The sequence below is a fragment of the Pseudomonas sp. 9.3L genome, assembly GCF_058536285.1.
In genome coordinates this window covers 108,434-131,146 of sequence record NZ_JBZUBK010000001.1, presented here as the reverse complement: position 1 = coordinate 131,146, position 22,713 = coordinate 108,434, and the positions used below count along the sequence as shown (strand labels likewise).

Sequence of the window (22,713 nt, the reverse complement as noted above, 5' to 3'; positions counted from 1 at the left end):
CCTCAGGCGATGACAGGAGCAGGCGCGGCCACGGCGTGCACAGGGTGCGGCTCAGCGGTCAGCGGTTCGCGTTCGAAGTGATAGCGGCCGGTGTGCAGGCTGCTAGGCCCAAGGCGTGCAAATTTGATCATCAGGTACATCTCGATAATCAGCAGCACGGTATAGAACGCTACCAGGGCAAGCAACGAACCCCAGACATCCGAGGCCGCTAGCGTAGAGGCTGACAAATGGGTTGGCAGTACCTCACCGATGGACCACGGCTGCCGACCATGCTCGGCCACGTACCACCCGGTCTGGGTGGCAACCCAAGGCAGCGGCAGGCTGAACAAAGCCCACTTGAGTAACCACCGCTTGCGGTGCTCCACCTTGCGTGCCGACGCCCAGAAGGCGCAGATGAACAACGCCAGCATCAGGACGCCGCTGAGCACCATCAGGCGGAACGTCCAGAAAATCGACGCAACGCCAGGGATGGAATCCAGCGCCGCGCGCTTGACCTGCTCGTCGCTGGCGTCTACCACCTTGTCGGTGTACTTCTTGAGCAGCAGCCCGTAGCCCAGGTCGCCACTGACGGCATTGAAGGCGTTTCGCGTGGCTTCGCTATGGTCGCCCGCGCGCAATTGGCCCAATAGGCTGTAGGCAACCATGCCATTGCGGATACGCTCTTCGTGTTGGATCACCAAGTCCTTGATACCTGTCACCGGGGTGTCCAGCGAGCGGGTGGCGATGATGCCCATCACGTAAGGGATCTTCACGGCATAGTCCGTGCGCTGTTCGGCTTGGTTCGGGATGCCGAACAAGGTGAACGCGGCGGGCGCGGGTTCGGTTTCCCATTCCGCCTCGATGGCGGCCAGCTTGGTTTTTTGTACGTCACCGATCTCGTAACCAGACTCATCGCCCAGCACGATCACTGACAGGATCGAGGCCATGCCAAACGCCGAGGCAATGGCAAACGAGCGGCGCGCGAACGCCACGTCGCGGCCTTTGAGCAGGTAGAAGCTGGAGATCGCGAGTACGAATACGGCACCGGTCACGTAGCCAGAGGCGACGGTGTGCACGAACTTTACCTGAGCCACCGGGTTGAAGACCAAGGCCGAGAAGCTGTCCAGCTCCATGCGCATGGTGGTGAAGTTAAATGTCGCCCCTACTGGGTTCTGCATCCAGCCGTTGGCGATGAGAATCCACAACGCTGAGAGGTTGGAGCCCAGTGCCACCAACCAGGTCACGGCCAAGTGTTGGCGCTTGGAGAGCCTGTCCCAGCCGAAGAAGAACAAGCCGATGAAAGTGGATTCCAGGAAGAACGCCATCAGCCCTTCAATGGCCAGAGGCGCACCAAAGATGTCGCCCACGTAGTGGCTGTAATACGCCCAGTTGGTGCCGAACTGGAACTCCATAGTCAGCCCGGTAGTAACCCCAAGCGCAAAGTTGATACCGAACAATTTGCCCCAGAACTGGGTCATGTCCTTATAGACCTGCTTGCCGGTCATCACATAGACCGATTCCATGATGGCGAGCAGGAACGTCATGCCTAAGGTGAGCGGCACGAACAGAAAGTGGTACAGCGCCGTCATGGCAAACTGTAGCCGGGAGAGATCGACAACCGATTCGCTAATCATTGTTGAGGCTTCTCGGGAGAGAGTGGAACTGGGCCGAGCAGATGCTGGCCGACCTTGGCGCCGTCGTCCTTGACCGGATCCGCCGCTTCGAACCAGAGGCTGCGGATACCCATGAGCAAGACCAGCTTGATCAGCAGAATCACAGCGATTTCCTTTGCCAGAGGCTTGTTGAGAAAATCGAAATGCGCGGCCATGGTCGATACTCGTGTGGGTGCCAGCATTTTGCGCGGCGCCGTTTCGTTCACCTTGACCCAAGTCAATTTTTACGTCTCACACCGCTGCGTCAGGGTGCCGCAGCGTTAGTCCGAGGATCTATTCCTTACACAGCAGGCCTAACCCTCATTGCCTTTCGGAAGACACTTCATGAGCTTGCTCGACCGCTTGTCACGAACGCTCAACCCTGAAACCAATGCGGCACTGGAAACCGCCTTCCAGCGCAGCGCCGAACACTTGCCAACGCTGTGGCTACTGGGCAAGACCGGCGCGGGAAAATCATCGTTGGTGCGGGCCCTCACCGGGCTCGATCAGGTGGCCGTGGGCGCGGGCTTTCGGCCGTGCACCCTAACGTCCTCTCGTTACGCCTACCCCACCGATAAACCGCTCATGGCGTTTCTCGATACGCGAGGGCTGGCTGAAGCAGACTATGACGCCAGCGCGGACCTGGCCCAGTGCGAGCAGCACAGCCATGCGCTGATCGTGGTGATGAAGGCCGAAGACCCCGAGCAATCCCAGGTGCTCAATGCCCTCAAGCAGATTCGTAGGGCGGGGAAGATTCGCGAGATCCTGCTGGTGCACACCGGTGTGCTGCAGTTGGCAGACTCTGCAGAGCGCCAACGCTGTATCGCGCTCAACCAGCAGCAGGTGGAGCAGGTGTGGGGCAAGGTCGCTAGCGTGCCTGTGGATTTCGTAGGCGCAGACGATGAGCCCTATGGGGTGCACGCCCTCACGGAAAAACTCGGTGAGCGCTTGCCCATCATCACTGAGCTGTTCGACCGACGCGGCCACGCAGATGTGGAAGAGCGTAATTTTCAGCGCTTGAAAAAGGAGGTGATGTGGTACGCGAGCGCGGCAGGCGCAGCGGATGCGTTGCCTGCGGTAGGGCTAGTAGCGGTACCGGGCCTGCAATTGAAAATGCTTCATAGCCTGGCCAACCAGTACGGATTGACCTACAACCGCCGGCTACTGGCCGAATTCGGCGCCGCGCTGGGGACCGGGGTAGGTGTGCACTATGCCTCGCGCCTGGGCCTACGCCAGGTGATGAAGCTGATACCTGTGGTGGGCCAAACATTAGGCAGCGCATCCGCTGCGGCGGCCAGCTACGGTTTTACCTATGCCCTTGGGCGAGCGGCCTGCATGTATTTCTATCGACTGTCCCATGGCGAGCCCATTACCGTCGACGAGCTTCGTGCTCGTTACAAACAGGCGCTTGAGCGAAGTGGCCGGCACCCGCGCTGATGGCGATGCGGCTCCGCAATAGCGCTGACGCCGTTAAGGCGACGCCTTCAGAAGAGCCTAAGGCTCTGTACGTAAAGTATTGGCACTCGGTGATGCTGCGTTAAAAACCGGCTCGGAGTGCTCATTTACGACCAGTAAACTCCGCTTCCTCGCCGGTTTTTGCCTTGCCCGCGAGGCCCGGCCTGACCTTCGCTCCAAACCTTTTCGTACAGAACCTAACCTCAAAGTAATAAAAGCCGTCGGTTGAGCAGTAGCCTGCCGATCCCTAATGAGGTGTATCGTCTGAATGACTGTTACGGGCCTGTAAGATGCCCTACCTACACACAGCCCTCCGGTAGCACTGATGAAAAGAACCGTTAGCGGCCTGGCCGCCCTCGCCCGCCTCTCAGACCGCGTGGTGCCTTACGCCCTGCTGTCGGTGGTGCTGCCTGTGCTGGTGTTGGCCGGTTTTGGGCTGTTTGCAGTGGTCCGCGACGGGTACATCCTGCACCTGATCTTTACCCTGCTAGGCTGCACCCTGCTCACCAGCCTGGGGTTAGTGCTGGCACGGCGGCGCTTTGGCAAGCGGGTTGGGCCGGCGGTGCAGGAAGCCCTGGAAGCTGCCCCCCGTACCCCCGGCTATTGGCGGGCCCAAGACCGCGAGGTGCAACAGGCGTTGATCCCCGAGTTGCGTGAACGAGTGGCGGCAGGCTTCTCTTGGCATGAGCTACCTGACACCGGCCTGGCCGTGGTGCGCCTGGTCGCGGCGCGCTACAGCGAGCAGTCAGACCGCGCCCACTGGGCCTTTACCGCGCCCGAGCTGTTGACCATCGTGGAGCAGGTCAGCCGACGCTACCGACGCGTGCTCAAGGCCCATGTCCCTGGCGTGGAGCACGTGCGTCTGTCAACACTGATGAGCCTCAACGACCAGGTTGAACGCTATGGGCCGGTGGCGCGCAAAGCATTCAACCTGTATAGGGCGGCCCGCCTGATCTCTCCTCAGGGCCTAGTGGCCGAGGCGCTGACGCAGATTCGGGGGGAAGTGTTCAACGGCTTGAGCGACGAGCTGCAAAACCGACTGAAATACCTGCTGCTCGTGGAGGTGCTGCGCGCCGCCATCGACCTGTATGGCGGGCACTTCCGCGTAGACGACGACTCACTGCAACAAGGGCGCACCACGGCGTTGGATGAAGAACGCAAGGCGCCGCCGTTGGACCCTGTGCGGGTGTGCTTGGTGGGCCAAGTGGGTGCGGGGAAGTCTTCCCTGATCAATGCCCTCACGGGCAGCCTCAATGCCGAGGTCAGCGCCCTGCCTGCAACCGACGGCATTGCGGTCTATGAATGTGCCATTGAAGGCGCACCTAACCTCCGCTTGGTAGACCTGCCAGGCCTGGATGGCAGCGAGGCGGTGGACGCTTTGGTGTTCAAGGAGGCAAGAGAATGCGACCTGCTGATCTGGGCGCTGAAGGCCAACCAACCCGCGCGAGCCCTGGACCGGCAATTCCGGGAAAAGCTCACCCTGTGGTTTGCCCGGCCAGAACACCTCAACCATGAACCCCCTGCCCTCTTAGGAGTAATAACGCAGGCGGATCGCTTGCTACCTACCGGTAACTGGCCTGCAGCGTTTGCCCTGGACGACACGAGTAAGGCAGCCCGCGCAGTGCGTGACGCCAGCGCTTACAACAGCGAAGTATTAAACCTGCCGGAGCTGATTACCGTGGCACTCCCGGTGGGCCAGCCGGCTTTCGGCCTGGACGCCCTGCAAGCCCGCTTGCAAGCACTTTATGCAAAAGCGGTGAACGTGCAACTGAACCGCCGTCGCCGCGAAGCGGGATCGTTCTCGGTGAGCCGCGAGATGGAGCGCATCAAGCAAGGCATGAAAGGCGCGTTCAGTTTGTTGCGCTAGGCAGGCTCAGTTCATTCGCGTGCCTTGCCTGCTCCTTCAGGGGTGCGCTCCCAGCCACCGCCCAACGCCAGGAACAGGTCGATTTGCTGCATGGCCACTTGAGTATTGGCCTCGGCCAGCTGCGCCCGAGTGTTGGTGTAGGTGCGGGTCGCCTGGAGGTCTTCCAGAAAGGACTGACGCCCCGCCAGGTAAAACCGGTGGGATTGATCGGCGGCCTCCTGGGCGGAGCGTTCGGCGTCGGCCAAGGCATCCCGGCGCTCAAGGGCCGCGGCATAGCGGGCCAAGGTGGTCTGCACTTCCCGCACAGCATTGAGCACCGTGCCATCGAAACTCGCCAGGGCGCCTTGGGTAGCGGCCTCTGCCTCGCTGATGCGGGCACGGGCGCCGTTGGTGGGCAAGGTCCAGCTCACCAACGGCCCGAAGCCCCAGCGGTTGGTCACCGGGGTGCCTAAGTCTTCCAGCAACCCCACGGTGCCTACGGTGGCACCGATGCTGATGTCGGGATACAGCTGGCCAGTCGCTACGCCGATGCGCGCGGTCGCAGCGGCCAATTGGCGCTCGGCCCGACGCACATCAGGCCGGCGCTTGAGCAGGCTGGCGCCATTACCTACCGGCAACACCTGCGCCACATGAGGCAGCTCGGCGCACTCCCCGACGCCTGCGGGCAAGTGTTCCACCGGGCGGGCCAACAGCATGGACAACCGATACAGCCCGGCAGCACGGGCAGCCTGGAAGCGAGGCAGCTCCGAGCGTAACGATTTGAACTGCGTCTGGGTACGCGTAACCTGGGTTTCATCGCCACGCCCCGCGTCACGCAGGCGCTGGGCCAGGTTGACGCCTTGCTGCTGCAACTCAAGCGAGCGCAGGGCGATGTTGCGTTCCTCGTTGGCGGCACACACCTGTGCATAGGCGCGGACCACATCGGCCACTACGGTGATGCGCGCGGTATCGGCAGCCGCCTGGGCCGCATCGGCGTTGGCGTTGGCCGCTTCTACGCCGCGCTTGAGGGTGCCCCAGAGGTCAAACTGGTACGAAGTCTTGATCTGCACGGCGCCAATGTTACCTACCGGCACTTTCTCGCTGAGCAAAAAGGCTTGGCCGGATTCCTGTAACCGTTGGGCTTCGGCGCTCACGCTGGCGCCAAAGCCGCCCTCAGCCTGTGCCTGCTCAGTCTGAAAGCTGGCACGGGCGATGTTGGCGGCGGCTACCCGCAGGTCCGTATTGGATGCCAGGGCTTCGTGCACCAATTGGTCCAACCGAGGGTCATAGTAGAGCTGCCACCAATTGGCGGGCACCGGTGCGGATACCACGTCGGCATTGCCCTCGCCCAAGGGGCCTTGAAGGTCCGGCCGCTTGAGGGCGGCATTGCCCGGCAGTTGGTAATCCGGGCCCACGGTCTGGCAGGCCGCCAGGCTCACCACGGCGGCCAACAATAGGGCACGCAGCGCTGTACTCATTGCCGTGCCCCTTCCTCGCGCGCGCCTGGCACCTCGTCCTCCAGCAGAGAGACAGTAGCCGTTCGCCCGGCGATCATGCGGAAGTCCGCCGGTATCTGGTCAAAAGCTATCCGCACTGGAATGCGCTGTGCCAACCGAACCCAGCTAAAGGCCGGGTTAACGTTGGGCAACAGGTTGCTACCGCTGGTACGGTCGCGGTCTTCGATACCCGCTGAAATGCTTTGTACATGACCGTCCAGGCGCAGGCTGTCGCCCATTACCCGAATGTCCACGGCCTGGCCGATATGGATATGCGGCAGCTTGGTTTCCTCGAAATACCCGTCAATGTGATAGGAGTCCGCATCGACAACGGATAACACCGGGTGGCCTGCACTGACGAACTCGTGCTCGCGAGGGGCGCGGTCGTTCACAAAGCCGTTCACCGGGCTACGAATCACCGAGCGGTCCAGGTTGAGTTGAGCAGCGTCCACCGCCACCTGAGCTTCAAGCAGGGCGGTTTGGGCACGGGCTTCACGGGACTGGCTCTCTTCCAATTGCTCTTTGGCTACCAAGTTACCCAGGCCCCGGTTGCGCCTGTTCTCCCGCTGCGCCTGGGCCAGGGTTTCTTTGCGGTCGGCATAACCAGCCTGCGCCTGGCGCAAGGCCAGGCGGAAGCGGTCCTGGTCGATGGTAAAGAGCACATCACCACGCTTGACGGCCTGGTTGTCGCGCACCGTCACCTGTTGAATCAGCCCGGACACGTCAGGCGCAATTTGCACGATGTCAGCGCGGATATGCCCGTCTCGGGTCCAGGGCGCGAACATGTAGTACATCACCATGCGCCACACCAATACGGCAGCGAGCGCGACCACGATCAGGGTCAGTAACAGGCGACCAAACGTTAGTAAGGGTTTTTTCATTTCATTAGGCTTCTGCAAAATACGTCGACCGCACCAAGGAGTACGGTATAGAGGGCAACGTTGAACAGGGCCCGATGCCACACCAGGCGATAGAAGTGCAGCCGGTTGAGCACTGCGTGCACCACCAGAAACAACCCATAGGCGATGGCCATGATCCCTAGCAGGGTGGGCAGGAAAATACCGCCGATATCCAGTTCACCAATCACAGAGGGGCTCCATCGATGCCATAGGGAGGTTGCTCCTCCACCACGTCGCCTTCCAGTACTACTTCGGTACCGGGTAGCAGAGCCAGGCGCAGCCCGCTTAGCGCCAACAGCAGGTGCGGGCAAGCGTCGACGTCCAGGCAGCCATTGAGCGCGCGTCGGGCACGGTCCATGGTTTTGAGGGTGTTCAGGGGAGCAGGCAAGCGCTCGCCGGCCTTGAGGCAGGCACCGAAGTGAGCTGCCACTTCACTGACCACCTGTTGCAGCAAGGCCTGCGCGCTGGCGTCCACCCGGCGGCCGTAGGCCAGGATGTCCAGCAAGTTGAGGGCTACCCGCACATCACGCAGTGCACCACCGGTGTCATGCCCTGCCTGCGCAAGGCGCGGCATCAACTGCATCAGCCGGTCCAACAACCGCACGGCCATGTGCCGGTGCGCTTTCAACGTACCCGGCGTGCCCAGGCGCGTGATGTCTTCCCAGCCAAAACGCGTCAGCCGACGCGCCGCAGCTTCAGTGCCGAACGGGCGCACCACCAAGGTCCAGCAGAACGCGAACAGCAGCCCCGCAGGGCCGGCGATATTGCCATTGATGAAGCTCATGAAGTCGGCGTCGTACTGGCTTTGGATGCTAATGAAGGTTGAGCTGTTGACGATGGTGAGCAGGGTTCCCAAGTAGAACTTGGGCTGTACCGTGAGTGCGCCTATCCAGATAAATGGCACCGCGAAGGCCAGAACCAACATGGCGAAGTCATGCAGGTTAGGCAGCACCAGAAACAGGTACAGCCCTGACAACACGACAGACACGCAGGTCCAGAAGAAAAACCGATAAATCTGCGGGGCGGGGTCATCCATGGCGGCGAAAAAGCTACAGGACACCGCAGCCAGGATCACCGCGCTGGCGCCGTCTGCCCAGCCTGTCCATATCCAGATGGCAGAAGCCGCCATGATGGCGGTCACCGAGGACAGCGCCGAATACAGCATTAACCCACGATCAAGGAATGGGGTGAGGCGGCCCAGGCGCCAGTGGCGGTAAACGGCCTTCCATGGCGGCCGCTGTTCAGTGCGGATCGCCATATGCAAGGTGCGGCAGTCTTGCCAGAGGTCGACCCACTCCTCCAGCCGGTACAAGGCATTCGCCAACAGCAGTTGGTGCCGGTCGCTCAAGGCGTCAAGGCTTGGCCGGGCCTGGTCTATATGCTGGTGCAAGGCCTGCCATGCGGCTTGGCTCGGTGCTTGCGCCGTGGCCGCCAGCCATTGCTGGGCGTGCTCCAGTACCGGTAGCAGCTGTGCGCTGAACTCAGGTGTTCGCCGCTCCACTGCAACCAAGGCATCGTCCAGGGCATCGATGGTAGGCAGCAGGTGGATCATTCGCCCGCGCAGCTCCTTGCGGTTACGAACGCTCTGAGGCGTAGCGCCTTCGTGGGACAACTGGCCGATCATCTGCTCCAGCGAATTGAACGTCACGACCATGGATGCGCGTAGCGGGCCTACGTCGTCTGCGCTGACAGTGCGTGCCAGGTAGCGAAGGTTATAGGCACTGGCTTCGTTGAACCATTTGTCCAGCGCGCCCGCCACTACCGGTGCCAGGCGACGCGGCCAGAAAATGGCCCCTACCAACGCAGCACAGACGATACCGATGAAAATTTCCTGGGTACGTGCCGAGGCTACATCGAACACGGCCGAAGGGTTGTCCACCACCGGCAGCGCAATCATTGGCATGGTGTAGCCGGCTAACATCAGGGCATAGAAGTTGGCGGTACGCAGGTGCAGCGACAGAAACAACAGCGTGCCGGTCCAGAGTGCGACCACCACCGCCAACAGCATGGGCACCTGCACGAACAGCGGCACCAGCAGCACCGCTGCGCTGGCCCCGAGCAGCGTGCCCAGAAAACGGTAAACCGCCTTGGAGCTGGTAGGCCCAACGTAAGGGCTGGAGACGATATACACCGTGGCCATGGCCCAATACGGCCGTGGCATTTCAAGCTTCAGGGCCACGTACAACGCCAACATGGAGGCCGCAAAGGTACGCACCCCGTACCACCAGTCTTGCTTAGGAGGCAGGTCGCTGAAAAACCCCTTCACGAAGCCCATACAGCGGACCCCTGCCCTGCGTCCTCGAACGCCCGCACCACACGCAGGGCAGCTTCCAGGTCGGCCTTGTCAACATTTTTCAGCACTTCGCGGCGCAGGCGGACCAACTCGCCTTCAATGGCCTCCGCCAGCGCACGGCCCTGCGCCGTCAGGTTCAGGGCCTTGGCACGGCGGTCGGTCGTATCTTCGGTACGCTGCACAAAGCCTTGGGCGCAGAGCTGGTCCAGCAGGCGCACCAGTGAAGGGCTTTCCAGGCCGGAAGCCTGGGCGACGGTGACTTGCCGCACGCCATCACCCAGCCGCACGATCGCCAGTAAAGGGACTGCGCAGGCCTCAGAGATGCCGTAATTGGCCAAGGTGGTCTGGCAGATGCGCCGCCAATGGCGGGCTGCCACGACCATACCGCTGCTGATATTGAGCTGGAGCGTGTCGAGGTTTTTCACGGATGCGCTATTTGATAGGTTGCTAACTATCAATACTCGATCAAGGTACGTTTGTAGTCAATAGTTACAACTGGCCAGGGTGATAAGTGGCCAGCGCAGACAGAAAAACGGGCTCAAATGAGCCCGGTTTCTTCATCGTTGATCAGCCGCGTAAGGCCGCCGAGCGCTTCACGCGCCTGGTTGCGCTCTATCAGCTTGGCTTGCGCGGCGGCAGGCAGGTCGGTAATGCGAATAGTGCCTTTGCTGGTCAGCAACTGGATAAGGTCATCCAGCACCCGGATCATGTCCAGGTCGCTTTGCTGCAAGTGCTTGAGGCTGTGCTCCACCGCCTCGCTGCTGAACCAGCCCTGGATATCCAAGTGGTCGGCAGCCAGGGTTTCGGTATAACCGGCAAACTCCGATGGCTGGACCCTCAACAGGCGGCCTTCGGCGTTGCGCTCGACATAAAACATCTGTGAACCCTCGTGTTTGACGTTAGGCCCTTGGCCCGGCGATGAGCATAGGTCATCACCGGACCAAGGGCATCAGGCGTGATCCACCTTGATATGGGCATCGGCGCCTGCCACCAGGCTCTTGAGGGCATCGTAACCGATACCCGTCATCTTAATGCTGACGTCTGCCGCCGATGCGTTAGCCTCTGCGGGTGCGTTAGCACTGAGTTTGCCCGCACTACTCACCAACAAGGCGGCGGTGCCATCGCTGGCGGTACCGACTTGCAGGTACTGGGTCAGGTCGTCGCCATGGCCTGGAAGCAGATCGCTCAGGTCAATCACGTCACCCTGGTCCAGGCTGAAGTCGGTGATGGTGCTGTTACCCGCGTCGCCTTTCACGAACATGAAGGTGTCAGCGCCAGTACCACCGGTCAGGCTGTTATCGCCGATACCGCCGAACAGAATGTCGTTGCCCGCGCCGCCATTGAGGATGTCATTGCCACCCTGGCCGAAGATGATGTCATTGCCATCATCGCCAGAGATCAGGTCTGCGCCGCCCGAGCCGCCACCGGTCAGCTTGGCGATGTCGGTTGAATGCTCGGTGATGTACTGGTGCAGTGCCGAGTCTGTTACCGCACTGGCCTTGGTCAGGTCAGCCACGTAAGCGCGCAGCGCCTCTACGCCTTCCTGGTTATTGCCCAGCACGATGGCATCGCCGAAGAGAATGTCGTTGCCCGCACCGCCGGAAATCGTGTCGGCACCCGCCGGAATCGACTCGTAATGGCCCAGGATCGCATCTGAAAGATTCGACGGGTCGACATCAGCCTGTACCTTGCCATCGGTGTCGTAGGGCAGCAGCTTCTCAGCGGTAATGGACGACTTCATGCCAATCGCATCGATGCTCTGGCTTACCTCGTGCAGCTGGTTGAATGCCTGGCCTGCCTGCTCGGTCGAGACCTTGGCGTCGCTGGCACTACCGCTGGCTTCGCTGTTATCGAGGGTCGACACTTCATACGTGCCGTCCCCTTGAGCATGAATAGTGCCCAGGGCCGTAGATGTCCAGCCATCGGTATCGCTGTGGTTCCACTGGTACACCTGACCCGAGGCATCTACCACCGTGCGCGCCTGGCCGCCGATCACCTCAGTGATGACCGTGCCAGACTTGATCGTGTAGTTGTTCACGTTGACCAAGTTGTCCAGGTACACCGCCTTGGTGCCATCCGAGTAGATCAGCGGGTCGGTTTCGCCCTTCTGGTAAGTGTTGGGTTCGCCGTCGGTAATGAAATAGGTCATGTTGGCGGCATTGGCATTGTTGACCGCCATCGTGCTTTCGAAGAAGTTGGCGGTCACCTTGAACGCGTCTTCGTAGTTGGTATTGCCGCCATTGGTCATGCTGTTGAGCACGGCAGACAGCTTGGCCAGGGCATCGCTGTCTGCGAGGTTCACGCTTACTGACTTGTTGGCCGTGGTGTCGAAGTCCACCAGGAACAGGTTCACCGTACCCGCGCCTTCACTGGACACACTGTTCTTGAGGCTGTTGAAGGCCTTGGTCAGCGAGGCGATGGCGTCTGACACCGCTTTGCTGCCCATGCTGCCCGAAGTGTCCACAATGAACGCGATGTTGTAGTTTTGGCCTTTTACCAACTGAGTACCGGCCACGTCCCCGGCAATGATGTCGTTGGCCGTGGTGCCGGTTACGCTGCCATCACCGGCGTTGCCGTTCTGGTGGTCGTACACCGCTGGCGTCACGGTGATGGGCAGGTTGGTCACAGTGTCCAGGGTAGACGTACCGTCCACGGAGGTCGTGGTCACCTTCAAGGTGTCCGTGCCGTTGTGGTACGCCGCTGGGGTGTAGGTCAGCGTGTTCATGTTCCACTGGCTGACATTTACTTCGGTGACGCTCGCGGTTGCGGTGAAACTGTGGCCACTGCCATCGGACAAGGTCGCGCCCACCGGGATGCTGCTGACCTTGGTCACCGACGCGGTTTCTGAATGGTCGGTGTCCGTGGTGCCAGCGACCAGCTTGAGGGTCGTCGCGCCGTTCTCGGCGGCAACGGTATTGCCCGTGACGGTGAGCGTCGACGTGTCGGCTACCGGCGTCACGTTGATGTTGAGCGTGGCGCTGTCGCTCAAGGCGCTGCCATCGAACGCTTTATATACCAGGCTGACGATGCCCGAGGCGTCCTGGTAAGGCGTGAACTTCAGGGCGCCAGCCTCGATGGCAGGCTGCCCGATGACCAGCGTGGAATTCGCTTCCAGGGTGACCCAGGTATCGCCACTGCGGTACTGCAACGCCCCCTGGCCTGCGGCCGGGGCGGTGATGTGAACGCTCAAGCTGTCTGGGCTGTTGTCCACATCCGAGACGGCGAAGTTGGCCCACTTCAGCACAACCCCGGTGTCTTCCGCCGTGGTCGCGGTGCCCGTGGCGGCAATAGGCGCATCATTGACCGGGTTCACCTGCAAGGTACTGGCGTAGGTGGTGGTTACGGCCGGGGCACGCGCAACGTCGAGGCCACCGGCATCGGTCAGCGCGACCGAGACGTTCCGTGCGCCTTCAACTGGCGCATCGCTGCTGTTGGAGAACTGAATGGCGCTCACCAAGGCCTGGTATTTCTCCAGGGTCGCGGTGCCTTTCAGGGTGAAGGTCTGCGCGCCGTTTACTACGTCGCCTACCACCAGGGTAACGCCGGTGGGCAGGCTTCCAGTGAAGGCGAGGTGATCGCCCGCACCCAGGCCACTGACGGTGACCACTGCCTTGGTCAGTGTAGTGTTGTCCACGTCAGTGACTTTCAGGCTATTAACGATAGACACCGGCCGATCACCTTCGGTGAAGGTCACAGGCGTGCCTTTTACCACCGGGGCGTCGTTCTCCGGGATCACGCCGATGAGCGACGTGGCCGTAGCGCTTGCGCCGCTGTCGTCGGTGACCTTGATGCTGATGTTACGGGTGGTGGCGTCAGGGTTTTGCGAGTTGTTGTCGTAGGTGATATTGCGGATCACCGTCTCGTACTGAGCCGGGGTCGCGTTGCCGCTCAAACTGATGGTAATGGTGCCCTTGCCGCTGGCGTCCACGGCGTTGGTGATCGTGGCCACGATCCCGGTGTTGCCGGTCTTGACCGCCAGGCTGTCACCCTGGAAGGCATTGGTGAGCACGACCGTGGCGCTTTTGATCAGGCTGTCCACGTCGGTGAGCTTGAAGTCCCGAGCGATGATGGCTTCGCCCTGGCCCGGGCGGGCTTTTTCGCCTACGTCCGGGGTTTCGAGGAAGGTATTGCCGAAGTGATCGGTCTCGGTGCGGCCGTCTTCATGGGTGATGACCGGCGCGTCGTTAAGCACACTCACCTGCAAGGTGCTGGTGTAGGTGGTGGTTGCTGCCGGGGCACGGGCCAGGTCCAGACCACCGACATCGGTCAGCGCGATGGACACGTTCCGTACGCCTTCCACAGGCGCCTCGCTGCCGTTGGAGAACTGGATGGCGCTCACCAGCGCCTGATAGCTCTCCAGGGTCGCGGTGCCGCTCAAGGTGAAGGTCTGGGAGCCGTTCACCACGTCGCCCGTAATCAAGGTCACGCCGGTGGGCAGGCTGCCCGTGAAGGCCAAATGGTCGCCCGCGCCCAGGCCGCTGACGGTGACCACCGCCTTGGACAAGGTAGTATTGTCGATATCGGTGATGTTCAAGCCGTTGACGATGGAGACGGCCGGGTCGCCTTCGGTGAAGGTAACGGGCGCGCCTTTGACCACCGGGGCGTCGTTCTCAGGAATCACGGCAATATGGGAGGTGGCGGTCGTGCTGGCGCCGTTGTCGTCGGTGACCTTGATGCTGAGGTTACGGGTCGGGAAGTCCGGGTTTTGCGAATTATTGTCGAAGGTGATGTTGCGAATTACCGTTTCGTACTGGGCCGGGGTCGCCTTGCCGCTCAGGCTAATGGTAATGGTGCCCTTGCCGCTGGCATCCAGGGCATTGGTGATCGTGGCTACGATCCCGGTATCGCCGGTCTTGACCGCCAGGCTGTCGCCTGGGAAGGCGTTGGCAAGCACCACGGTGGCGCTTTTGATCAGGCTGTCTGCGTCAGTGAGTTTGAAGTCCCAGGCGATGAGCGCTTCGCCTTGGCCAGCATGGGCTTTTTCGCCTACGTCCGGGGTTTCGATGAAGGCGTTGCCGAAGTCATTGGTTTCGGTACGGCCGTCCTGGTGGGTGATGACCGGTGCATCGTTGTCGGGCGCGATGTTGATAATTTCGGTGGCAACGCTCGTGCTGGCGGCGCCTTTATCATCGATCGCGGTATAGATCACCCGAGTGGTGCCGTTCCAGTCCGGGCTTGGCACGAAGGTCAGAGTGGCGCTATTGCCAACAGCCATAACGGTGTCGCCCACGTTCATGATGCTAGTGGGGTCATTGGCGTCACGCAGCAGCACGCCATTGGCGGGTAGCGAGGTGATGGTGAAATGGTCCACATGACCATCGATGTCCGAGCCATTGAGCGTAACGCTGACCGGTGTGTCTTCAAGGCCCCGGATCAGGCTGTTGGCAACTTCCGGCGCGTCGTTCACGGCGGCCACGTGCACCACCAGATTCTGGCTCACGCTCTCGGGCGCCGCGCTGCCATCTTTGGCTGTGGCGGTTACCACCAGCGTGTAGTCGCCATTGGCATTGGCCGGGGCGGTGAACGTAACGTTAGCCAGGTTCCAATCGGTGACATCCACGGTGCCGTTGGCACCGACTTTTACAACGTGCTCCTTGGTGCCATCGGTCAGCACGGCGCCTTGCGGCAGGTTATCGATTTTAACGGTCAGGGTTTCGGAGCCATCCACGTCCGTATTGGCCGCTTTGATTACCGGCAACAGAATCGGTTGGTCTTCCAGGCCGCTGGCGCTGCCACCCGACGCGTTCTGGCCAGCCAGCTCAAGGGTTGGGATGTCGGTCACCGGATTCACAGTGACCACAATGTTGCCGCTGGTTTGCGCTGAGCTGCCGTTGGCCAGCTCGATGGAGGTGCCGGTCACGGTCAATGTGTAGGTGCCGCTGGCGTCCTTGGCAGCGCTGAAGCTGATCGCGCTCAGGTTCCAGTCGCTTACGTCCACGCGGCCATCACCGCCCTTCTCTGCGGTGTAGCTGTGGGTGCCATCTGTCAGGGTCGCGCCCTGCGGAACGCCGCTGATGATGGTGGAGTGAATTTCCGAGCCGTCAGTGTCGGTGTAGCGGGCCACAGTACCCAAGGCGATGCTGGTGTCTTCGTCACCGATCACGCCACGGGACTCGACCCTTACGGCTGCATCGGCGACGGGTACTACATTCACGTTGAGCGTGGCGGTGCTGGTGGCGCTGCCGCCGGTGGCCGCCTCAGTGGCCGTAGCCGTTACGATCAGGGTAAGCGTACCGCTATAATTCTGGGCCGGGGTGATGCTCAAGGTAGAGAGGTCCCAACCGCTGATGTCTACCTGGCCATTACTGGCAGTACCTGCAAAGCCATGACCCGCGCCGTCTGTGAGCACGGCGCCGTCGGGCACCCCTGACAGCGTGGTCTTGAGGGTTTCGGAGCCGTCAGTATCGACCAGCGACACCTTGATGTCGCCCAGCTTGATGTGAGTGTCTTCTGCACCATGACTATCGGTAGGCACCGCTAGCAGGGGAGCGTCGGCGACCGGCGTGACGGTGATATCCAGCGTACTGGTAGCACCGGTGTTGGTGGTGTACGTCACCTGCGGCACCGCACCCGACCACTGCGCGTTCGGAATGAAGCTGTAGCTGCCGTCGGTGGCAACGGTCAGCTTGCCGATGCCAAGGTCAGCTTCGGTGCCTGCGGCATAGGTCGTACCGCCAACGGCGATGGTACGGATGCTCAGAGTATTGTCGACGTCGCTGTCGTTGTTCAGCAGGTTGCCGGTAGCCGAGGCATCTTCGTTGATGGTTGCGGTGTCGGCGCGCAGCACGCTGGCATCATCGGTACCGGTGACCGTCAGCGTGAGGGTTTTGCTTTCGCTGGTTGCCCTGTGATCGTCGGTGACAACGTACTGAATCTTGAAGGTCTGGGTGTCGCCGGCTGCCAGCGACTGGTACGCCACGTTACTGGCATCCAGCGTCCAGCTACCGTCCTTGTTGAGCGTGAAGCCGGGCACTGCGGGCTGGCCCTGCGCGGTGCTGAAGGTCAATCGGGCGCCGTCGTCCACATCCGTGGCGGACACTGTGCCCGTGACTTGGGCGTCCTCTCGCACTGCGGCGGTACTGTCGGCGCTGGACGTCGTAATGACCGGGGTATCATTGGTGCCAATAATCGTGATGGCCAGGGTTTTAGCTGCACTTACCCCGCCGTTTTCATCGGTTACTACGTAGTCGACCTTCACTACCTGTGCAGCCCCTACTGCCAGGTGCTGGTACGCCGCATCGCTGGCATCCAGGGCCCAGCTGCCGTCGGGCTTGAGGGAAAACCCGGGCACGGGCGTCGTGCTAACCGTACTGAAAGTAAGCCGGGCGCCGTCATCCACATCGCCGGCTACAAGCTTGCCGGAGATGCGGGCGTCTTCGTAGATACCCGCGGCGGTGCCCGATCCAATGCTCCCAATACCCCCCACGGGCACTGTGATGACAGGCACGTCATTGGTACCGGTAACGGTCAAGGTCAGGGTGTTGCTTTCGCTGACTGCGCCGTGCTCGTCGGTCACCACGTACTGCACAGCAAAGGTTTGCTGCTGACCCTGTGCAAGGTGCTGGTAGGCCGCGTTGCTGGCGTCCAGCGTCCAACTGCCATCCGCGTTCAGGGTGAAACCTGGCACGGAGGGCTGGTTAATGACCGTGCTGAAGGTGAGTTGGGCATTGTCGTCGACGTCGCTGGCAGTAAGCCGGCCAGCCACTTGAGCATCTTCGTTTACCCCTACCACGCTGTTGGCAGCAGTGGTGGTGATGATCGGCGTGTCGTTGGTGCCGGTCACGGTCAGGGTTAGCGTTCTGCTCTCGCTGATCGCGCCCTGCTCATCGGTAACCACGTATTGGATAGCGATGACTTGGGTAGCACCGGCTTCCATGTGCTGGTACGCCGCATTGCTCGCGTCCAGGGTCCAACTGCCATCGGCGCTTAATGTAAAGCCAGGCACAGCAGGCTGGTTGGCGGCCGGGCTGAACGTCAGTACCGCGCCGGCATCGACGTCAGTAGCGGTCAGGCGGCCAGAGACAGAGGCGTCTTCAAGTACGCCTGCCGTACTGGCAGCGTCGGCAGTAGTAATGACCGGGATGTCATTGACGGGGTTGACGACGATGTCCAATGATCCGGTCGCACCGGTATTGGTGGTGTACGAAATCTGCGGGACGGTGCCGTTCCAGTTGGCATCGGGGGTGAACGTATAATCGCCGTCGGCCGCGATACTGAGGGTGCCTATGCCAGCAATGGTTGCGGCTTGCCCAGCGGCGAACGTACCCGCTACCCCAGTAATGGTGTAGCTGGCTACGCTAAGGGCGCCGTTGGCATCCCGGTCATTGCTCAATACGTTACCGGTGGCGACGCCGTCTTCCGCGATGGTGGCGCTATCGCTGCCTATCACCGTTGCGCTGTTTGTAGGCGCGGACTGTTCGGCGGTTAGGCCGTCTCGGCTGTTAGCGCCTGCTGTTTCGAAACCAACCGTGGGGTCGACTTCGCCACCGGCCTCTTCGAGCATTACGAAGCTATGGCTGCCACCATCGGAAGCCCCCGTGTCTACCGTATTGCCAGCAGCGGTGGGCTCAAGTTGGGTAGTGGGGTCGGCGCCAGCGACGATGGCGGTTTGCAGCTCGGCTACCGAGGGTGCCCGATTAACGCTATCGCCCACGGTTTGAACAACGCCAGGGGTACTCGCGCTCCATTGGGTGTCGCGACCAATGTCCATCGAACGACCATCGTTGAGGCTCAGTGTCACAGCCCCGGCAACCCCCGTGTCCAAAGTGTCGCCTGCGAACAGCCGGTCTCCCTCGATCAGCACTCGGCGAGTACCCTCCGGCGACACCGCAACAACCTGGCCAACGACGCTTTTAACGATGGCGACGACACTGCTCATGTGACTTCTCCGGAGTTACCGATTTGGGCGCTTCCTTACGACTGGCAGGAGAAGCCCTGACACTTCCGAGGGGAGCGGGAACCTTAATTAATTGACGCCATTAATATGGCATACGTGTAGGAGATTGGCTATTGGATCGCCATTGACGTAATGGCCGGCATCCTAAACAATCTTCTCAATAATGTCACATTGATATCGCACTTTCAGAGGATTGGCCTGTCCTACCCTCGTTTCACCACACATCAGTGCAACTTCATTATTTTTGGCGATAACATTTCTTACACACACGCTTTAGCCTTAGTCACTGTTTATTAAGGTCTTTATAAAAACGTCGGCCGCTGCAACTCGATTTCTGGGCAAAGCGTAACGGGCTGTACTTATCGCGAATAAGGTCGGCCGCCCGCACGAAAACTTGAATGCACAGTAGTGGCCCAGGTATGGCCCGCTCGTCGCTTTATTCGAAGTCAGGTACGGAAACGCCCTGCACGGCCGATAATCCGTTACCGGTAATGCGGGCCTGCCGGAGCGGCTGGCCGGCCATGGTATGCAGCGGCGCCAACCTGTACGCTGACGCCGCTGCATCAGGGCTGGCAGCCCACGTGTTGCATGGCTGACACGCTGGGTGATACGCCCTTGAGCGTCCCAGCTGATTACCCCCCCCATCATTCAAAGACAGAGAGCACAGCGTGGAATCAGAAGCCGGTCGAAATCTACCCACTCATGATCCACGCAGCATGCATGACGACCCGCTGTTGGACGGGCTGTTGTCGCTGTGCTACTTGCATCAGAAGCCTGCCAGCCGCGCCATGCTCACCACCGGCCTGCCCTTGCCGGATCAACGCCTGTCGCCGAACCTGCTCAGCCGCGCCGCCGCGCGTGCCGGGCTGCAAGGGCGGTTGCTAAGCCGGCGCCTGGAACAGATCCCCGCTATCGCCATGCCGGTGTTGTTGTTGCTAAAAGACAACCGCAGCGCAGTACTGGTGGGCTGGGAGGGCGACCAGGCGCGCCTGTTGCTCAGCGAGAGTGACGGCGGTGAGGTGCGAGTAACCCGCGAGCTGCTCCAAGAGGATTACAGCGGGCGAGTATTCTTCGCTCAGCCTCAACACAAGTTCGATGTCAGCCACGGGTCGCTGATCCCCCGCGCCAAGTCGTGGTTCAAAGACACCCTCAAGCGGTCACGCTGGCTGTACATGGACGCCATCGCTGCCAGCCTGGTCATCAACCTGATTGCCATGGCCGCGCCTCTGTTCGTGATGAACGTATACGACCGCGTGGTTCCCAACCAGGCTACTGCCACACTCTGGGTATTGGCCGCCGGTATCACCGGCGCCTATGTGTTCGATTTACTGCTCAAGGGTTTGCGCGGTCTGTGCCTTGACCTGGCCGGGAAGAAAACCGACTTGATCATCTCGGCGACGCTTTTCGAGCGCGTGGTGGGCATGGCGATGAAAATGCGCCCCGCCCGGGTAGGCAGCTACGCCCAGAACATCCATGAATTCCAGGGCATGAGGGACTTCCTTACCTCATTGACCCTTACCAGCCTTATCGACCTTCCCTTCACGGTGCTGATCCTGATCGTGATCGCCATTCTGGGTGGGCACTTGGTGTGGATTCCGGTGATTGCCTTCCCCCTTGCCCTGTTGCTCGGGCATGTGCTGCAAAAGCCGCTCACCTCTACCTTGGAGCGCACCATGGCGCTGGCCTCCGAACGCCAGTCCACGCTCATTGAAACACTGGCCGGGCTGGACGGCATCAAGGTCAATAATGCCGAGAGCGAGCGCCAATACCAGTGGGAGCAAACCATTGGCACCCTGAGCCGGCTCGAACTGCGCGTAAAAGTGCTATCAAGCCTGGCCATGAACCTGACGCTGATGATTCAGCAGCTTGCAGGCGTGGCGATGATTATCTTCGGTGTGTACCAAATCATCGACGGCAACCTGAGCATGGGTGGGCTGATCGCTTGTTACATGCTCAACACACGGGCCTTGGGGCCGTTGGCGCAACTGTCCGGGTTATTGACTCGCTATCAGCAAACCAAGGTAACCATGGCGTCTGTGAACCAGATGATGGACTTGCCACAAGAGCGCAACTTCGAGGAGCGACCACTGAGCCGCCCTATTCTTCAAGGCGCGGTAGAGTTCCGCAACCTGAGCTTTACCTACCCTAATCAACAGAATGTGGCCCTGCATAACATCAACCTGGCCATTCGCCCCGGGGAAAAAATCGGCATCATCGGCCGCAGTGGCTCGGGCAAAAGCTCCCTGGCCAAACTCATTGTGGGCTTGTACGAGGCGGACGAAGGCGCGCTGTTAGTGGATGGCGTGGACATCCGCCAGATCGATGTGAGCGAGCTGCGCCATAACGTCGGTTACGTGCCGCAGGACATCCAACTGCTGGCGGGCACCCTGCGCGACAACCTGATTTCAGGTGCGCGTTACGTGGAGGACGAAATGGTGCTGCAAGCCGCAGAGCTGAGCGGCGTGCATGAATTTGCCCGGTTACACCCTCAGGGTTACGAGCTGCAAGTAGGCGAGCGTGGCCAGAACCTTTCTGGTGGGCAGCGGCAAAACGTGGCCCTGGCCCGTGCATTGCTTCTGAACCCACAGATCCTGCTGCTCGACGAGCCTACCAGCGCCATGGACAACAGTGGTGAAGAACGCCTCAAGCAACGCTTGCAAGCGGTGGTGGGCGACAAGACCATCGTGCTGGTTACCCACCGGGCCTCGCTGCTGTCGCTGGTAGAGCGGCTGATCGTGATCGACCGGGGACAAATTGTGGCGGATGGCCCGAAAGCGGCCGTGCTCGAAGCGCTTAAGAAGGGGCAAGTCAATGTCGCTTAATGTGGATAAAGGCGGCATCGGCGCCTACTTCAAAGGCCGGGATAACCTGTCTGGCCAACCGCTGCCAGAGGTGAACAAGGCCTTGATCGACGATGCCCCGCGTATCGTCCGGCTGACCATCTGGGGCGTGATTCTGTTCTTCGCGTTCCTCCTGACCTGGGCGCACTTCGCGGTCATCGACGAGGTTACTAAAGGCGAAGGTCGTGCGATCCCCTCTTCGAAGATCCAGAAGATTCAAAACCTGGAAGGTGGGATCGTCGCGCAGATTTACGTAAAGGAAGGCCAGATCGTAGACCCTGGTGCACCGCTCATTCGCTTGGACGATACCCGCTTTGCCTCCAACGTGGGCGAAACCGAAGCAGACCGCATCGGCATGGCGCTGCGCGTGGAGCGCTTGAGCGCAGAAGTCGATGACCGCCCGCTGGCGATCTCGGATGACTTGCGCAAGGCCGCCCCTAAACAAGCTGCCAACGAAGAACAGCTGTACCGCAGCCGGCGCCAGCAGTTGGCCGATGAAGTAGGTGGCTTACAGGCTCAACTGGCCCAGAAGCAGCAAGAGCTGCGTGAATTTGCCTCCAAGCAGGAGCAATACCGAAGCAGCCTCGCCCTGTTGCGCCAGGAAATCGGTATGTCCGAGCCCTTGGTGAAGCAGGGTGCGGTATCGCCTGTGGAAGTATTGCGCCTTAAGCGTTCTGAAGTTGAAACCCAGGGCCAGTTGAATGCCACGTCCCTTGCCATTCCACGGGCCCAGGCTGCTATCTCCGAAGTACAGCGCAAGATCGATGAGACACGTGGCAAGTTGCGCAGTGATGCCCTTACCCAGCTCAACGAGGCGCGCACTGACTTGAGCAAGTTCACGGCCACGGCCAAAGGCTTGGAAGACCGTGTTAGCCGGACCATGGTCAACTCACCGGTGCGGGGGATTATCAAGCAGGTGTTGGTAAACACCGTAGGTGGGGTAATCCAGCCAGGTAGCGATATCGTGGAGATCGTTCCGTTAGACGATACGTTGATCGTGGAAGCCAAGATACGCCCGCAGGACATCGCTTTCCTGCACCCAGGGCAGGAAGCAATGATCAAGTTCACGGCCTACGACTACACGATTTATGGCGGGCTCAAGGGTGAGCTTGAGCAGATTGGTGCCGACACCATCACCGATGAAGACAAGAAGCAAACGTACTACCTGATCCGGTTACGTACCAACCAGAACCACCTGGGTACAGCTGAAAAGCCCTTGTTGATCATTCCAGGCATGATCGCGTCGGTGGATATCATCACCGGGCACAAGAGTATTCTGAGCTACTTGCTCAAGCCTATCTTGCGGGCCAAGGCCGAAGCGCTGCACGAGCGCTAAGCCCAGCACTGCCTGCGGAGC

13 protein-coding genes are annotated in these 22,713 nt (G+C 60.7%); 4 read left to right on the top strand and 9 right to left on the bottom strand.

The features are described 5' to 3' along the window. Positions 1-2 precede the first annotated feature (2 nt). Both AC4LE2_RS00585 and cydP read right to left on the bottom strand, forming a co-directional pair. The gene (locus tag AC4LE2_RS00585) at positions 3-1,613 is read right to left on the bottom strand and encodes a cytochrome ubiquinol oxidase subunit I (protein WP_491823362.1); all 1,611 of its coding nucleotides are present in this window, start codon (positions 1,611-1,613) and stop codon (positions 3-5) included. Then, a complete protein-coding gene (gene cydP, locus AC4LE2_RS00580) occupies positions 1,610-1,807 on the bottom strand; it encodes a cytochrome oxidase putative small subunit CydP (protein WP_491823361.1) in 198 nt (65 codons plus the stop codon). The genes AC4LE2_RS00585 and cydP overlap by 4 nt, the downstream gene beginning before the upstream one ends. A 169-nt stretch (positions 1,808-1,976) precedes the next feature. Here cydP and AC4LE2_RS00575 point away from each other — a divergent pair, with 169 nt between their 5' ends. Both AC4LE2_RS00575 and AC4LE2_RS00570 read left to right on the top strand, forming a co-directional pair. After that, complete coding sequence (locus AC4LE2_RS00575) at positions 1,977-3,068, top strand: YcjF family protein (RefSeq protein WP_491823359.1); 1,092 nt, start codon at positions 1,977-1,979, stop codon at positions 3,066-3,068. A gap of 343 nt (positions 3,069-3,411) precedes the next feature. Next, positions 3,412-4,953: a GTPase family protein gene (locus AC4LE2_RS00570; RefSeq protein ID WP_491823357.1), complete on the top strand. Its 1,542-nt coding sequence runs from the start codon at positions 3,412-3,414 to the stop codon at positions 4,951-4,953. Between the two features lie 11 nt (positions 4,954-4,964). Here the strand turns inward: AC4LE2_RS00570 and AC4LE2_RS00565 are convergent, their stop codons facing one another. The 7 genes from AC4LE2_RS00565 to AC4LE2_RS00535 all read right to left on the bottom strand — a co-directional run bounded on the left by AC4LE2_RS00565 (position 4,965) and on the right by AC4LE2_RS00535 (position 18,498). Beyond that, positions 4,965-6,410 carry an efflux transporter outer membrane subunit gene (locus AC4LE2_RS00565; protein ID WP_491823355.1) on the bottom strand — a complete coding sequence of 482 codons (1,446 nt, stop codon included), beginning with the start codon at positions 6,408-6,410 and terminating at the stop codon, positions 4,965-4,967. Then, positions 6,407-7,309 carry an efflux RND transporter periplasmic adaptor subunit gene (locus AC4LE2_RS00560; protein ID WP_491823354.1) on the bottom strand — a complete coding sequence of 301 codons (903 nt, stop codon included), beginning with the start codon at positions 7,307-7,309 and terminating at the stop codon, positions 6,407-6,409. The genes AC4LE2_RS00565 and AC4LE2_RS00560 overlap by 4 nt, the downstream gene beginning before the upstream one ends. After that, the gene (locus AC4LE2_RS00555; protein WP_491823352.1) at positions 7,306-7,515 is read right to left on the bottom strand and encodes a DUF1656 domain-containing protein; all 210 of its coding nucleotides are present in this window, start codon (positions 7,513-7,515) and stop codon (positions 7,306-7,308) included. Before AC4LE2_RS00555 ends, AC4LE2_RS00560 begins: the two co-directional genes overlap by 4 nt. Further along, positions 7,512-9,593: an FUSC family protein gene (locus tag AC4LE2_RS00550; RefSeq protein ID WP_491828014.1), complete on the bottom strand. Its 2,082-nt coding sequence runs from the start codon at positions 9,591-9,593 to the stop codon at positions 7,512-7,514. The genes AC4LE2_RS00555 and AC4LE2_RS00550 overlap by 4 nt, the downstream gene beginning before the upstream one ends. Continuing rightward, positions 9,590-10,003, bottom strand: coding sequence for a MarR family winged helix-turn-helix transcriptional regulator (locus tag AC4LE2_RS00545; RefSeq protein ID WP_491828013.1), 414 nt, complete (start codon positions 10,001-10,003; stop codon positions 9,590-9,592). The genes AC4LE2_RS00550 and AC4LE2_RS00545 overlap by 4 nt, the downstream gene beginning before the upstream one ends. Before the next feature lie 155 nt (positions 10,004-10,158). Next, complete coding sequence (locus AC4LE2_RS00540; RefSeq protein ID WP_491823350.1) at positions 10,159-10,497, bottom strand: tryptophan synthase subunit beta; 339 nt, start codon at positions 10,495-10,497, stop codon at positions 10,159-10,161. Positions 10,498-10,569: 72 nt separating this feature from the next. After that, positions 10,570-18,498: a retention module-containing protein gene (locus tag AC4LE2_RS00535; RefSeq protein WP_491823348.1), complete on the bottom strand. Its 7,929-nt coding sequence runs from the start codon at positions 18,496-18,498 to the stop codon at positions 10,570-10,572. A gap of 686 nt (positions 18,499-19,184) precedes the next feature. Between AC4LE2_RS00535 and AC4LE2_RS00530 the strand changes: the two genes are divergently transcribed. Next, the gene (locus AC4LE2_RS00530) at positions 19,185-21,338 is read left to right on the top strand and encodes a type I secretion system permease/ATPase (protein ID WP_491823346.1); all 2,154 of its coding nucleotides are present in this window, start codon (positions 19,185-19,187) and stop codon (positions 21,336-21,338) included. After that, positions 21,328-22,692: an HlyD family type I secretion periplasmic adaptor subunit gene (locus AC4LE2_RS00525; protein WP_491823344.1), complete on the top strand. Its 1,365-nt coding sequence runs from the start codon at positions 21,328-21,330 to the stop codon at positions 22,690-22,692. The genes AC4LE2_RS00530 and AC4LE2_RS00525 overlap by 11 nt, the downstream gene beginning before the upstream one ends. Positions 22,693-22,713 lie beyond the last annotated feature (21 nt).